Genomic DNA, 14,614 nt, shown 5'->3' with positions numbered 1-14,614 from the left:
CGCCCATGCGGCCCGAGATTCTTTTCCCGCTCTATGCGCCCATCACGACCCTGAAGGGCGTCGGCGCGCGCGTGGCGCCCCTGCTGGAGAAGCTGGCGGGGCCGATCGTGCGCGACGTCGCGTTCCTGCGCCCGCACTCGGTGATCCGCCGCGAGCACGCCACCGTCGCCAGCGCCGTCGAAGGCGCCGTGCAGATCTTCGAAGTCCAGATCGACGCCTACAAGCGCCCGCGCAGCCCCCAGCAGCCCTGGCGCGTCGAGACCTACGACGGGACCGGCGTGCTCAGCCTGGTGTTCTTCGGCAGTTTCGGCGGCCAGCTGGAGGCCAAGCATCCGCTCGGCTCCAAGCGCCTGGTCAGCGGCAAGGTCGAGCGCTTCGGCGCCGGCCTGCAGATCGCCCATCCCGACTACATCGTCGCCCCCGACCGCGCCGAGGACATCCCGGCCTTCGAGGCGGTCTATCCCGCCACCGCCGGCCTGCCGGCCCGCACCGTGCGCAGGTTCGCGCTCGAAGCCCTCGGCCGCGCGCCCGAGCTGCCGGAATGGCAGGACCCCGCCTGGCTGGCCCGCGAACGGTTCCCGAGCTGGCGCGAGGCGCTCGGCCTCATGCACGCCCCGCAGTCCGAGCTCGACCTCGCGCCGCAGACCGCCCACGCGCGGCGCCTGGCCTATGACGAGCTGCTGGCCCACCAGCTGGCCATGGCCCAGCGCAAGTCCGAGCGCCGCGCCGAACCGGCCGCGAAGATCGCCGCCTCCGATCTCGCCGAAAAGGTCCGCGCCGACCTGCCCTACCGCCTGACCGGCGCCCAGGACCGCACGCTCGGCGACATCCGCCGCGACCTTGAGGCCGGCGACCGCATGAGCCGCCTGGTCCAGGGCGACGTCGGCTCCGGCAAGACGGTCGTGGCCATGCTGGCCATGGCCGACGTCGCCGCCGGCGGCGGCCAGAGCGCGCTGATGGCCCCGACCGAAATCCTCGCCCGCCAGCACTTCGAGACCCTCTCGGGACCGCTGTCGCAACACGGGATCACCGCCATCCTGCTGACCGGCCGCGACAAGGGCGCGGCGCGGGCCGAGAAGCTGCGCGCCCTGGCCTCCGGCGCGGCCCAGGTCGCGGTCGGCACCCACGCCCTCTTCCAGGACGACGTCGGCTTCCAGAACCTGCAGCTGGCGGTCATCGACGAGCAGCACCGGTTCGGCGTCGCCGAGCGCCAGCGGCTGCAGGCCAAGGGCCAGGCCGTCCACCTGATCGCCATGTCGGCGACGCCGATCCCGCGCACGCTCGAGCTGACCGTCTACGGCGACCTCGATGTCTCGCGGATCGACGAGAAGCCGCCGGGCCGCACGCCCGTCGCCACCCGTGCGGTGCCGACCAGCCGCCTGGACGAGATCGAGGCCCGCCTGCGCGAGGCCATCGCCCACGGGGCCCAGGCGTTCTGGATCTGCCCGCTGGTCTCGGAATCCGAGCTGATAGATCTCAAGGCCGCCGAAAAGCGCGCCGCCGAGCTGCGCGCGAAGATCGGCCCCGGCGTCGGCCTCGTCCACGGCAAGATGACCGGCCCCGAGAAGGACGCGGTCATGGCCGACTTCGCCGATGGCAAGATCAGCCTGCTGGTCGCCACGACCGTCGTCGAGGTCGGGGTGAACGTCCCCAACGCCACCATCATGGTCATCGAGCAGGCCGAGCGCTTCGGCCTGGCCCAGCTGCACCAGCTGCGCGGCCGCGTCGGCCGCGGCTCGCGCGAGAGCGCCTGCGTGCTGCTCTACGATCCGCCGCTGTCGGAGACGGCGCAGAAGCGCCTCGACATCCTGCGCCGCACCGACGACGGCTTCCTGATCGCCGAGCGCGACCTGGAACTGCGCGGCGGCGGCGACGCGCTGGGCCTGCGCCAGTCGGGCTTCCCCGCCTACGTCTTCGCCGATCCCGTCGCACACAAGGACCTCATCGCGGTCGCCGGCGACGACGCGCGGCTGATCATCGAGCGCGACCCCGAGCTGACCTCGCCGCGCGGCCAGGCCGTGCGCGTCCTGCAGGAACTGTTCGACTGGCGGCCGAGCTCGCCCCTGAAGGACGCCGGCTAGGGCGCTCGCTAGACCTTCACCATCCGCTTGCCGCGGTTCTCGCCGGCCAGCAGGCCGACCAGCGCGGCCGGCGTGTTCTCCAGCCCCTCGATGACGTCCTCCTGCACCTTGAGGGCGCCGCTGGCGACCCAGGCCTGCAGCTCGGCCAGCGCAATGTCGCGGCGGTCGTAGAAGTCCGAGACGATGAAGCCGCGAACGTTCAGCCGCTTGGTGACGATCAGGCCCGGCACCCCGCGCGGCCCATGCGACGGCGCCGCGCCGTCGTACTGCGAGACCGCGCCGCAGCAGGCGATGCGGCCGAAATTGTTCATGTTGAACAGCGCCGCCTCGAAGACGTCGCCGCCGACATTGTCGAAATAGATGTCGATTCCGTCCGGACAGGCCCCGCGCAGCGCGCGCCGCACGTCGCCGGCCTTGTAGTCGACCGCTGCGTCGAACCCGAGCTCGTCCGTTAGCCAGGCGCACTTTTCGGCCCCGCCGGCGATCCCCACGACCCGGCAGCCCTTGATCTTGGCCAGCTGTCCGACGATCGACCCGACCGATCCCGCCGCCGCCGACACCACGACCGTTTCGCCCGCCTGCGGCCGGCCGCACTCCATCAACCCGAAATACGCGGTCAACCCGGCGACGCCATAGACGCTGATCAGGTGGGTCAGCGGCTTCAGGTCAGGGAGCGGCGCCAGCCCCTTGGCCGGGAGCGCAGCGTATTCCTGCCAGCCGGTGTCGGCGAACACCAGGTCGCCGGCCTTGAGGCCCGCCGCCTTGCTCTCCACCACCTCGGCGACCGATCCGCCGGCCATCACGTCGCCGGCCTGCAGCGCCGAGCGGTAGGTCGCGCCCTGCATCCAGGCGCGGTTGGCCGCGTCGAGCGAGATGTAGCGGGTGCGGACCAGCACCTCGCCGTCCGCCGGCGTCGGGGCCGGCGCGGTCTGCAGCCGAAAGTGCTCCGGTGTCAGCTTGCCCTGCGGGATCTGCTCAAGAACGATCTGGCGGTTGTCCATCCGGCGTCTCCTGTCCTGCGGTGAGGCGACGATGATCCCCGAAGCCCGTCAGGGTCAATCGACGGGCTTGGCCCCCCGCCCGGACAGCGCCTCGACCCGGGCCCCGGCGTCGGCCTCCAGGTCGGCGAAGAAGACGTTGTAGCCGGGCGCTCGCCGTCGGTCGGTCCACGAGCCAGACGGCTTCAGCGACGGCGACTTCGGTCGCGTCACCCGCAGGATGCCCTTCTCGCACTTGGCCCCGACCTGGCGGGTCAGGAAGGCCGGCCGCGCGCCCCACTCGAGGCCCGTGGCGTTGGTGGCCCCCAGGTTCAGGCGCGCCGGGGCCTCGGCGTCGACCACGGCCCCGAACAGCGGATTGAAGCAGATCGGCGTGCGGCCGCCGAGATTGATCAACTGCCCGGCGTCGCCCCAGACCAGCGAACGGTCCAGCAGCGCCTGGGCGCGCTCCGGCTCGCCGTCATAGACCGACGCCCAGGCCGCCAGGCACCCGGTCTGCTTGGGCGCGATGCACGGCGGCAGCGGCGGCTTGTCGGACGGCACGACGGTCTGCATCAGGTAGGCGGCGGCGATCCGCGAGCGCAGCGCCGGATTGGGCGCCACTTCCTCGGCGATCAGCCGCGCGGCCAGCGTCCCGCCCTGCTCCACCCCGACGATCACGAAGGGCCGGCCCTGGTTGTAGTGGGCCACGTAGTAGCGGAACGCCTCGGCGACGTCGCCATAGGCGAAGCGGCGCGCCTCCTTGGCGTCGTCGCGCAGCGTCATCAACGTGTAGAGGCTGGCCTGGCGATAGCGCGGGGCGAAGATCCGTCCGACCCGGACGAACGGCCCGGCATAGTTGGGCGCCATGACCTCACGGAACAGGCGGTCGGCCTGCGGATCGTCGATCGGCGCATTCCAGTGGCGGCCGCCGTCGAAGGTGGTCGGCGCGACGAAGAACACGTCCGCTGCCGGTTCGGCCGCCGTCGGAGCTTCCGGCGCGTTCGGCATCAGGGCCCAGGCCGAGCGCTGCGCATAGTCGGGCGCCGGCGGCGGATCGTAGATCTGGAACGGCTCCTTGGGATCGAGCTGGGTTCGCAGGATATCGTCGCGCCAGACATAGCCGGCCGCCGCCAGCACCAGCGCGACCACCACGATCGTCGCGGCCGCCAGACGCCGAAAACCCTTGGGACGATCGGCCATTTCGCCCCTGCGCCTAGCGGTAGGGATCGGGCTGGGACAGGTAGCGCTTCACGTAGTCGCTCACCCCGTCCTCGAGCGTGGTCATGGGCTGGTTGTAGCCGGCGGCCTGCAGCCGCTCCATGTTCGCCTGGGTGAAGTACTGGTACTTGTCGCGGATCGCCGGCGGCATCGGCGTGTACTCGATCTCGGGCTCGCGGCCGGCCGCCGTGAACACCGCGCGCGCCAGGTCCTCGAAGGTCCGGGCGGTTCCCGAACCCAGGTTGTAGACCCCGTTCACCTGCTCGTTCTTGGCCAGCCAGCCGATCACGTCGGCGACGTCGCGCACATAGACGAAGTCACGCGTCTGGCCGCCGTCCGGCACACCTTCGCGGTAGGACTTGAACAGCTGAACGGAATGGCCGTCGCGGACCTTCGGCCAGATCTGCGAGGCCACCGACTTCATCGAGTGCTTATGCTCTTCGTTCGGCCCGTAGACATTGAAGAACTTCAGGCCGACCCACTGCGGCGGCGCGTAGTCGCGCGCAGCCTGGCGCGCGGCGAACAGGTCGAACAGCGCCTTGGACCAGCCGTAGGTGTTCAGCGGGCGCAGGCCCGCCAGCCACTCCAGGTCATCGCGATCCTGGAAGTCCGTGGAGTCGCCATAGGTCGCCGCCGACGAGGCGTAGACGAACCGGCGCTGGTGGTCGGCGCACCAGCGGAACAGGTCGCGCGACAGCGTGAAGTTCGAGTGGATGATCTTGTCGGCGTCCGGCTCGGTGGTCGACGACACGGCGCCCATGTGGACGACCAGCTCGACGTCCCGCCAGCGCTTTTCCAGCCAGTCGAACATCGCCTCCGGGGCCACGAAGTCGCCGATCGGATGCTTGGCGATGTTGCGCCACTTGCCGAGCTCGGCCTCGCGCAGCCGGTCGCAGACCACCACGTCCAGAGACGGATCCTCGGCCAGCTTGGCGACGATGTTGGAACCGATGAAGCCGGCGCCGCCGGTGACGAAGATGATGCGACGGGTCATGCCTTCTCCTGCATCCGGGCGATGGCCGCGGTCGTGGAATAGCCGTCCACGAGCTGGGCCAGCCTGACCTCGCCCCCATATGACTTCACAAAGTCGCCGCCGACCACCTCGCTCTCGGCGTAGTCGGCGCCCTTGATCAGCACGTCGGGCCGCGCGGCCTCGATCAGCGCGATCGGGGTGTCCTCGTCGAACGGCGCCACGAGGTCGACCGAGCCGAGCCCGGCCAGCACCATGGCCCGGCTCTCCAGGTCGTTGACCGGCCGTCCCTCGCCCTTCAGTTCACGGACTGAGCGGTCCGAGTTCACGCCGACGATCAGCCGGTCGCACCAGGCCCGCGCCTGGGTCAGATAGGCGACATGCCCGCGGTGCAGGATGTCGAAGCACCCGTTGGTGAAACCGACCTTCAGCCCCTTGGCGCGCCAGCGGGCGATCTCGTCGGCCATGCGCTGCGGCGTGGCGATCTTGGCTTCGGCCGGCGCCATGTGCGCGGTGATCGACGCCTCGATCATCTCCTCAGGGGTCACGACCGCCGTGCCCGCCTTCCCGACCGCGACGCCGGACGCCAGCATCGCGAACTCGATGGCGTCGGCGACGTCGACCTTGGCGGCCAGGGCCACGCCCAGCGCCGCCAGCGTGGTGTCGCCGGCGCCCGAAGCGTCGAACACCTCGCGCGGCACGCCCGGGAAGTGGCGCACCGGCTCGCCGCGAACGGCGAGCGAAATCCCCTTGGCCGCGCGCGTCACCAGGATCGCCTTGGCTTCGCAGAGCATCAGGGCGTGGGCGAGCGCCGCTTCGATCTCGGCGTCGGTCTGGGTCGGCATGTCGGTGGCGTGCGCCAGTTCGGCGGCGTTCGGCTTGACGATGTCGACAGCGCCATAGCGGGCGAACGACCGGGCCTTGGAGTCGACGATCATCAGCGCGCCGGACGCGCGGCACGCTTCGATGACGGCGGCCGTCACTACGCCCTTGCCGTAGTCCGACAGCAGGATGACGCCGGCGTCCTTGGCCACGTCGCGCACCGTGCGGACCAGCCGCTGTTCGACCTCCCCGCTCGCCGGACCGCTGGTCTCCATGTCGACGCGCAGCAGTTGCTGGCCGCCGGACACGAAGCGGGTCTTCAGGGTGGTGGGCCGTGCGGCGTCGGTGACCACGAAGCCTTCGACGCCCTCCTCGGCCTTGATCAGCCGCAGGGCTTCGACGCCCTCAGGATCCCCGCCGATCATCCCGACCAGGCAGACCTCGCCGCCCAGCGCAGCGGCGTTGCGCGCCACGTTCCCGGCCGCGCCCAACATCACCAGCTCGCGCTTGCGCGCCAGCACCGGGATCGGGGCTTCGGGCGAAACGCGGGTCACGTCGCCATAGACGAACCGGTCGACCATGAGGTCGCCGACGCAGGCGATGCGGGCGCCCGACAGGGCCGAAAGGATCTTTTGAAGGGCCGCGAGGTCCATGGATCAGAGCCTACGCCGATTACTGAACCGCCGCATGAACGGCTTTGACGCTGGCCAGCAGGTCGCGCGCGCCGTCGAGCGGCAGGCAGCTCGGGCCGTCGCAAAGCGCCTTGTCCGGATCGGGATGGAACTCGAAGAACACGCCGTTGGCGCCCGAGGCCACCGCCGCCTTGGCGATGATCGCGACGCCGTCGCGCCGCCCCCCCGTCGAGGCGCCCCCGGTCCGCGGATCGGCGCCCGGCAGCTGCACCGCGTGGGTGGCGTCGATCGTCACCGGCGCGCCGAGCTTCTTCATCTCCGGGATCCCGAGCATGTCGACCACCAGGTTGTTGTAGCCGAACGACGAGCCCCGCTCGCACAGGACCACGCCGACGTCCGACACTTCCTTGATCTTGCTCAGGATGTTCTTGGTGTCCCACGGAGCCAGGAACTGCGCCTTCTTGACGTGCACCAGGCCGCCGGCCGCGCCAGTCGCCTTGGCGGTCGCCACCACCAGGTCGGTCTGGCGGCACAGGAACGCCGGGATCTGCACGAGATCGGCGACAGCAGCCACAGGCTCGGCCTGCTCGACCTCATGCAGGTCGGTGCAGATCGGCACGTCCAGTTGCGCCTTCACCTCGGCCAGGATCTTCAGGCCTTCCTTCAGGCCAGGGCCGCGGAAGCTCTTCACAGACGAGCGGTTCGCCTTGTCGAAGCTGGCCTTGAAGACATAGGGCAGGCCGAGCTCGGCCGTGACCGCCTTCAGGTGGCGGCCGGTCTCCAGCGCCAGGTCCAGGTCTTCGATGACATTCAGGCCGGCGATCACCACCAGCGGCTGGCCGTCGCCGATCGAGAGATTCCAGCGATTAAGCGTCAGTGCGGTCATGATAATCTCGGATTTGGGTGATCTGCGGCGCGCTCGCGCCAGGGCCTAAGTGGCGCGCGTGCGCCCGCTTCACAAGCGCGAAAACGTGAACCTCTGCAACCAGCTCCACCGCTCCCGCGTACTGGAGTTGATTCTATTCAATCCCAAATGCAGTGTTGCAGGTGTGAAAATCGAGGGTTGCGACCATGAGCTTGGCGCACGAACCATCGCTGGCGGCCCTGGCCGCCTCACCCAGGGCCTTCGGCAAGCTGCCGGCCCTCGCCGGCGCGCCCGCCGCATTTCGTTTTGCGGCGCGCCTTATGGCGCTGAATTGGCGGGCAGGTTCACTGACCTTCGTCACGCCGTCCGGCCAGGAATTGCGGATCAAGGGCGCCGATCCTGGGGTCGATGGACGCATCATCGTCCACGACTTCGGCTTCATGCGCCGGGTGCTCGCGGCCGGCGACATCGGGTTCGCTGAAGGCTACATGGCCGGCGAATGGGACACCCCCGACCTGTCGGCGGTGCTCAGCACGGTCAGCATGAACTTCGACCGCCTGGCGCGCTTCTTCATCGGCAATCCGGTCGTGCGTGCGGTGAACTTCATCGGCCACAGCCTGCACGCCAACACCCGCAAGGGCTCGCGTAAGAACATCCACGCCCACTACGACCTCGGGAACGCCTTCTATTCCCAGTGGCTCGACCAGACGATGACCTACTCGTCGGCGCGCTACGCGCATGATGGCGAGGCGCTGGAGCTGGCCCAGACCAACAAGTACCGCTCGCTGGCCCAGGGCATGGGACTGGAAAGCGGCCAAAGCGTGCTGGAGATCGGCTGCGGCTGGGGCGGGTTCGCCGAATACGCGGCCAAGGAAGTCGGCGCCAAGGTCACCGGCATCACCATTTCGCAGGAACAGTTCGACTTCGCCCGCAGGCGGATCTTCGAACAGGGCCTGACCGAACGCGCCGAGATCCGGATGATCGACTATCGCGACGTCCAGGGCCAGTTCGACCGCGTCGCCTCCATCGAGATGTTCGAGGCGGTCGGCGAGCGCTATTGGCCGACCTACTTCGGCAAGATCCGCGAGGTGCTGGCCCCTGGCGGCCGGGCCGGACTGCAGATCATCACCATCCGCGACGAGATCTTCGAATCCTACCGCCGCCGCGCCGACTTCATTCAGAAGTACATCTTCCCCGGGGGAATGCTGCCTTCCGAGGAGCGGCTGAAGGACGTCACCGATCGCGCAGGCCTGGCCTGGACCGGGATCAGCCGCTTCGGGCAGGACTACGCCGACACCCTGGCCGAATGGGGCCATCGCTTCGAGAGCGCCTGGGACGACATCGCCGCGCTGGGCTTCGACGAGCGGTTCCGCAAGCTCTGGCGCTTCTACCTCAGCTACTGCGAGGCGGGGTTCCGGACCGAACGGACCAATGTCGTGCAGCTCAGTCTTTCGCGGGGCTAGGCCGCAGAACAGCTTAGGTCGGTTCGACGAAAGCTGAGGGGTTTGCCCCCTGTTCTGCGCCTGCGGCCCGGCTTAAGTAGTCGGCTATGACCGTCGCCAGAAGCGTCCTCGACGCCATCGGAAACACGCCCCTGATCCGTCTTCGCCGCGCAAGCGAGGCGACGGGATGCGAAATTCTCGGCAAGGCCGAGTTCATGAACCCCGGGGCGTCGGTCAAGGACCGCGCCGCCCTCTACATTGTGCGCGACGCCGAACGCCGCGGCCTGCTGCGGCCCGGCGGGCGCATCGTCGAGGGCACCGCCGGCAACACCGGCATCGGCCTGGCCATGGTCGGCGCGGCCAGCGGCTACAAGACCACCATCGTCATCCCGCGCACCCAGAGCCAGGAGAAGAAGGACGCGATCCGCCTGCTCGGCGCCGAGCTGGTCGAGGTGGACGCGGTCCCCTACTCCAACCCCGACAACTATGTCCGCTACTCCGGTCGCCTGGCCGAGGAACTGAACGCCAAGGAGCCGGCCGGCGCGATCTGGGCCAACCAGTTCGACAACGTCGCCAACCGTCAGGCCCACGTCGAGACGACCGCGCCGGAAATCTGGGAGCAGACCGACGGCAAGGTCGACGCCTTCATCTGCGCGGTCGGCTCGGGCGGCACGCTGGCCGGCGTCGCCGAGGGCCTGCGCGCGCGCAATCCGAACATCAAGATCGGCCTGGCCGATCCGCACGGCGCGGCGCTCTATTCCTGGTACGCCGACGGCGAGCTGAAGTCGGACGGGACCTCGATCAGCGAGGGCATCGGCCAGGGGCGGATCACCGCCAACCTCGAAGGCCTGAACGTCGATCACCCCTACCGCATCGACGACGTCGAGATGCTCAACGTGATCTTCGACATGGTTGAGCACGAGGGGCTGGTGATGGGCGGCTCGACCGGCATCAACGTCGCCGGCGCCATCCGCATGGCCAAGGACCTCGGCCCCGGCCACACCATCGTGACGATCCTCTGCGACCAGGGCGCCCGCTACCAGAGCAAGATCTTCAATCCGGCGTTCCTGGCGGAGCGCGGCTTCCCGATCCCGCGCTGGCTCTAGCTATGGATCCGGTCGTCTCCACCGCCTGGCTGGCCGAACGCCTCGGCTCCGTCCGCGTCGTCGACGGCAGCTGGCACATGCCCGCCGAAGCCCGCAACGGCCGCGAGGAGTATCTCCAACGGCATGTTCCTGGAGCCGTCTTCTTCGACATTGATCATGTCGCCGATCACGACACCGACCTCCCGCACATGCTGCCGACTCCCGAGGCCTTCGCCGAGGCCGCCGGCGCGCTCGGCCTGGCGCGCGACGCCGACATCGTCGTCTACGACGTCCATGGCATCCGCTCCGCCGCCCGTGTCTGGTGGACGCTCCGCGCCATGGGCTACGACAAGGTCCACGTCCTCGACGGCGGTCTGCGCAAGTGGCTCGCCGAAGGCCGTCCGGCCGAGGCCGGGGAAGTGATCCCAGACCCCGTTGTCGTCGCGCCGAAGTTCGACGCCGAACTGGTGCGCAACGCCCAGGACGTCCAGGCCATCCTGCAATCGGGTGAAGCCACGATGGTCGATGCGCGCTCCGCCGCCCGTTTCCGCGGCGAAGCGCCCGAGCCGCGCGCCGGCCTGAGGTCGGGCCATATGCCGGGCGCGGCGAACCTGCCCTGGGAACAGGTCGTCGCCGACGACGGCACGCTGCGCCCTGCCGACGCGCTCAAGGCCGCCTTCGAACAGGCCGGCGTCAATCTCGCCAAGCCGATCGTCACGACCTGCGGTTCGGGCGTCACCGCCTCCGTGCTGGCCTTGGCGCTCGCCCGCCTGGGGTTTCGCGCCGCCGTCTACGACGGATCCTGGTCCGAGTGGGGCGGCCTGGCCGGGGCGCCCGTCGTCACCGGCCCCTAACGCGCGGGCGGCGCGTAGAGCAGGCCGGGCTTCGGCGCATTCCAAAGCGCGTTGTGCCCACGCTCGAGGTTCAGCGCCGACTGCCCCCCCAGATTGCGGGCGAAGACCTCGTCATATGCGCCGACCTGAATGATCGCCTGCAGCGCAAAATCGCGCCGCAGGCCCAAGAGCGGCCCGAAATCGCCTTCCGCCCCAAGGAGACGCCGGATCCTCGGATCGACGGAGCTCTTGACCAGCTCGGCCGCGGTCTTCGAATTCACGCCGATCTCCTCGGCCAGGATCAGCGAATAGACGGTCCACCGCACCACGTCGGTCCAGGCAGGATCATCCTGGCGAACCACGGGCGCCAGCGGCTCCTTGGAAATCACCGTCGGCAGGATCACGTGGGCGTTCGGGCTGTTCATCACCGAGCGGGCCGACGCCAGCGCCGAGACATCGGCCGTAAACGCGTCGCAGCCTTCGGCCTGGTAGAGCGCGCGAGCCTCGGCCTCGGTCTTGGTCACGACCGGCGTGTACTTGAGGGCGCGCGCCTTGAAATAGTCCTCGACGTTGGTCTCGCTGGCGGTGCCGCGCTGAACGCAGATGCGCGCGCCGTTGAGTTCGTCAGCGCTGGTCAGGTTCAGGGACTTGGGCGCCAGAAAGCCTTGCCCGTCGAAATAGGTGATCGCCGCGAAGTCGACGCCCTCGCCCGCGTCGCGCGCCAGCGTCCAAGAGGTGTTGCGCGACAACACGTCGATCTTCCCGCTCCGTAGCGCCTCGAAGCGGTCTGCAGCGTCCACGCTGATGAAACGCACCGCTTTGGCGTCGCCGAGCGTCGCCGCAGCGACCGCCCGACAGATATCGACGTCGAATCCGCGCCAGGTTCCGCGGTCGTCGGCGAAGGCGAACCCTGGCAAGCCCGGATTGACCCCGCAGGAAACCCACCCGCGGGCCTTCACAGCGGCCAGCGTCGGGCTGGGCTTCGGCTTGTAGGCCCCAGCCGGCGCGGTCGTCTCGACCTTCGGTGCGGGCTCGGGCGGCGGCGCGGCTTGTTCCTTCCCGCAGGCGGCCAGCAACAGCGCCGCGGCGATGCTGCTGGTGGTCTTCGTAGAAATACTGAGCCGAGAGATTGGCCGCGCTCCTTGATTGCATAGCTCTGGAGGCTCTAAGTGCCACGCGATCATGGCTCAAGTTCGCTCCACCCCGTCAACCCGCGTCACCCCAGAAACTCGCCTCATCCGTGCTGGCGCGCGCGACTGCGAGCTGGTGAAGACCGTCGGCCCCCCGATCCAGAAGGGCTCGACCGTCCTGCTGCCCAACGCCGCGGCGCTATACGATGACGATTCGTTCCTGACCTACGGTCGCGCAGGCCTCGCCGCCCACGACGCGCTCAAGTGTGCGCTGGCCGAGATGGAAGGCGCGGAAGGTGTTTGCCTCTATCCGTCCGGCCTGGCGGCGGTGACCGGCGCCGTGCTCGCGGTGCTGAAGGCGGGCGACGAGGTGCTCGCCGCCGACAACATCTACAAGCCCAGCCGCCGGTTCTGCGACAACGTCCTGAAGCGCTACGGGGTCAGCGTCCGCTATTTCGACCCGCGGCTGTCGCCGCAGGCGCTGATCGATCTGACCGGCGAAAAGACCCGGCTGATCATGATGGAATCGCCGGGGTCACTGACCTTTGAGATGATGGACCTGGCCGCCGTCGCCGCGCTGGCGAAGGCCAAGGGCATCCTGACGCTGACCGACAACACCTGGGGCGCCGGCTATCTCTTCAAGCCCCTGGAGCATGGCGTCGACATCAGCGTCCAGGCGCTGACCAAGTATGTCGGCGGCCACTCGGACGTATTCATGGGGTCGGCGGCTGCGCGCGATGCCGCCCTGGTGCGCCAGCTTGAAGACGGCGTGCACAACCTCGGCTGGTCGGTCTCGGCCGACGACGCCTACCAGATGCTGCGCGGCCTGCGCACGCTCCCGGCCCGGCTGAAAGCCCAGGGCGACGCCGCGCTGCGGATCGCTCAATGGTTGGGCGAACAGCCAGAGGTCGCCGAAGTCATCCATCCCGCGCTGCCAGGCGCCGCCGGTCATGCCCTCTGGACCCGTGACTACAGCGGCGCCTGCGGCCTCTTCGGCTTCGTCCTGCGGGGCGGCTCGCCGCAGGCCGCCGACGCCTTCCTGGACGCTCTGCAGCTGTTCGGCCTGGGCTTCTCCTGGGGCGGGTTCGAGAGCCTGGCCATCGTCAGCGATCCGCAGCTCGGCAAGCGCAAGTTCGCGCCGACCTATGACGGCCCGCTGATGCGGCTGCACATCGGCCTAGAGGCTGAGGACGACCTGGTGGCGGACCTGCGCCGGGGCCTCGAGGCCTTCGCCGCCGCCCTCTAGGGCCGGGCCATCCGGCTCATGAACAGCGCGGCGCGTTTCGTCTGCCGGTCGAGGCTTTTGACATCCATGGTCTCGCCGGGCGCATGAGCGCCCGCGCCTGCCGCGCCGAAGCCGATCAGGCCCGGAATGATGTCTCCCACGAAGCCGATGTCACCGGCGCCTCGCTTCAGCGGGTCGAGCTCGGCCATCTGATCGAGCCCAAGGTCGCGGTTCACCTCGTTGAGGCGTCCCAGCAGTTGTCGTGAGGGCTCGCTCGGCGCCATGGCCGGATAGCCGTCGTCGAATGCGATCGACGCGCTCGCGCCGTTCAGCGGCTGAGCGACGATGGCCCGCATCTTGGCCCGGATGCTCTCGGTCTGGGCGTTGGACAGGGTGCGCAGGTCGCCCCGGGCCACCGCCTCGGCCGGAATGATATTGGTCTTGCCGCCGGCGACCCCGCCCGTGTCGCTGGGGTTGGCCGCCGCTGTCGTCCCCGCCAGCATGTAGCCGACGTTGAAGGTCGCGTTCGGCTCGCGGGCTTGCTCGCGGAAGGCGTCGACGATCCGGGCCAGCTCATAGGCCGCGCCGTAGCCGACGGCGTCGTTGAAGACCCCCGACGAGTGCCCCGACTTGGCGGCGACCGTGAGCGTCCAATCGGTCGACGATCGGCGCGCGATCGAGGCCATGTCCTTGCCGTTCTCCTGGGCGAGGCCCTCGAACTCCAGAGCCAGGTCGCTGGCCTTCGCGGCGTTGATCAGTTCGGCGCGCGATACCGACAGCGGCCGCCCGCCCCGTTCCTCATCGCCGGTCAGAACGATGGTGATGTCAGCGTCCTTCAGAGAGCCCGCCGCCTGCATGGCGCGCAGGGCGGCGACCATGATCACCAGCCCGCCCTTCATGTCGTTGACGCCCGGCCCCTCGGCGACGTCGCCGCGCCGGACGTATTTCTGGAACAGGCTGTCGGGTTCGAAGACCGTATCGAGGTGGCCGATGAGCAGCATCCGCCGCCCCTTGCCCGATCCCTTGTGGACCGCCACCACGTGCCCCGCGCGATCGACCTGCGCCATCGGGACCCAACGAACGTCGAAGCCGAGCGCCTTCAGCTCGGCCTGCATCCGGCGACCGACTTCCTCGACGCCAGGCTTGTTGAGGGTGCCGCTGTTGATGTTGACCAGCGTCTCCAGCAACTCCAGGGAGCGCGCTTCCTCCGCGGCGGCGGCGTGGACGAGCTTCTGTTCCTGGGCGCTTAACCCGGCGGCGTGGACGGGGCCTGCGGCGAGCATGGCGAGCGCCGAAAGAACAGCGGCGGTGGTCTTGAAACCGGTCACGAG

The 14,614-nt window shown here is 69.3% G+C and carries 12 protein-coding genes; 5 read left to right on the top strand and 7 right to left on the bottom strand.

Translation table 11 applies throughout. The features are described 5' to 3' along the window. Positions 1-5: 5 nt before the first annotated feature. Complete coding sequence (recG, locus tag AC1Q87_RS03870) at positions 6-2,081, top strand: ATP-dependent DNA helicase RecG (protein ID WP_492607661.1); 2,076 nt, start codon at positions 6-8, stop codon at positions 2,079-2,081. 8 nt (positions 2,082-2,089) lie between these two features. Here the strand turns inward: recG and AC1Q87_RS03865 are convergent, their stop codons facing one another. Genes AC1Q87_RS03865 through kdsA form a run of 5 tightly spaced genes read right to left on the bottom strand, consistent with a single transcriptional unit; the run spans position 2,090 to position 7,589 of the window. Continuing rightward, entirely contained in the window at positions 2,090-3,082 is a 993-nt protein-coding gene (locus AC1Q87_RS03865) for an NADP-dependent oxidoreductase (protein ID WP_492607660.1), read from the bottom strand. Positions 3,083-3,136: 54 nt separating this feature from the next. Next, positions 3,137-4,261, bottom strand: coding sequence for a DUF3089 domain-containing protein (locus AC1Q87_RS03860; RefSeq protein ID WP_492607659.1), 1,125 nt, complete (start codon positions 4,259-4,261; stop codon positions 3,137-3,139). 13 nt (positions 4,262-4,274) lie between these two features. Then, positions 4,275-5,273, bottom strand: coding sequence for an ADP-glyceromanno-heptose 6-epimerase (rfaD, locus tag AC1Q87_RS03855; protein WP_492607658.1), 999 nt, complete (start codon positions 5,271-5,273; stop codon positions 4,275-4,277). Beyond that, positions 5,270-6,724, bottom strand: coding sequence for a D-glycero-beta-D-manno-heptose 1-phosphate adenylyltransferase (rfaE2, locus tag AC1Q87_RS03850; RefSeq protein WP_492607657.1), 1,455 nt, complete (start codon positions 6,722-6,724; stop codon positions 5,270-5,272). The genes rfaD and rfaE2 overlap by 4 nt, the downstream gene beginning before the upstream one ends. Positions 6,725-6,743: 19 nt before the next feature. Beyond that, a complete protein-coding gene (gene kdsA, locus AC1Q87_RS03845; RefSeq protein WP_492607656.1) occupies positions 6,744-7,589 on the bottom strand; it encodes a 3-deoxy-8-phosphooctulonate synthase in 846 nt (281 codons plus the stop codon). Between the two features lie 185 nt (positions 7,590-7,774). Here kdsA and AC1Q87_RS03840 point away from each other — a divergent pair, with 185 nt between their 5' ends. The 3 genes from AC1Q87_RS03840 (at position 7,775) to sseA (ending at position 10,949) form a co-directional block, all read left to right on the top strand. After that, a complete protein-coding gene (locus AC1Q87_RS03840; protein ID WP_492607655.1) occupies positions 7,775-9,031 on the top strand; it encodes a class I SAM-dependent methyltransferase in 1,257 nt (418 codons plus the stop codon). An 86-nt stretch (positions 9,032-9,117) separates the two neighbouring features. Next, positions 9,118-10,116: a cysteine synthase A gene (locus tag AC1Q87_RS03835; protein WP_492607654.1), complete on the top strand. Its 999-nt coding sequence runs from the start codon at positions 9,118-9,120 to the stop codon at positions 10,114-10,116. Positions 10,117-10,118: 2 nt separating this feature from the next. After that, entirely contained in the window at positions 10,119-10,949 is an 831-nt protein-coding gene (gene sseA, locus AC1Q87_RS03830) for a 3-mercaptopyruvate sulfurtransferase (RefSeq protein ID WP_492607653.1), read from the top strand. On the opposite strand, the gene AC1Q87_RS03825 is transcribed toward sseA, so the two are convergent. After that, positions 10,946-12,004 (bottom strand): amino acid ABC transporter substrate-binding protein, encoded by a 1,059-nt coding sequence (locus AC1Q87_RS03825; RefSeq protein WP_492607652.1) that lies wholly within the window; start codon positions 12,002-12,004, stop codon positions 10,946-10,948. The genes sseA and AC1Q87_RS03825 overlap by 4 nt on opposite strands. Positions 12,005-12,110: 106 nt before the next feature. Here AC1Q87_RS03825 and metC point away from each other — a divergent pair, with 106 nt between their 5' ends. Further along, the gene (gene metC, locus AC1Q87_RS03820) at positions 12,111-13,304 is read left to right on the top strand and encodes a cystathionine beta-lyase (RefSeq protein ID WP_492607651.1); all 1,194 of its coding nucleotides are present in this window, start codon (positions 12,111-12,113) and stop codon (positions 13,302-13,304) included. Here the strand turns inward: metC and AC1Q87_RS03815 are convergent. Beyond that, positions 13,301-14,611, bottom strand: coding sequence for a M20/M25/M40 family metallo-hydrolase (locus AC1Q87_RS03815; RefSeq protein WP_492607650.1), 1,311 nt, complete (start codon positions 14,609-14,611; stop codon positions 13,301-13,303). The genes metC and AC1Q87_RS03815 overlap by 4 nt on opposite strands. Positions 14,612-14,614 lie beyond the last annotated feature (3 nt).

Source organism: Phenylobacterium sp. GW823-FHT02A09, assembly GCF_058797775.1.
The sequence above is the reverse complement of the archived record's forward strand: the minus strand, read 5'-3'. Positions and strand labels throughout refer to the sequence as shown.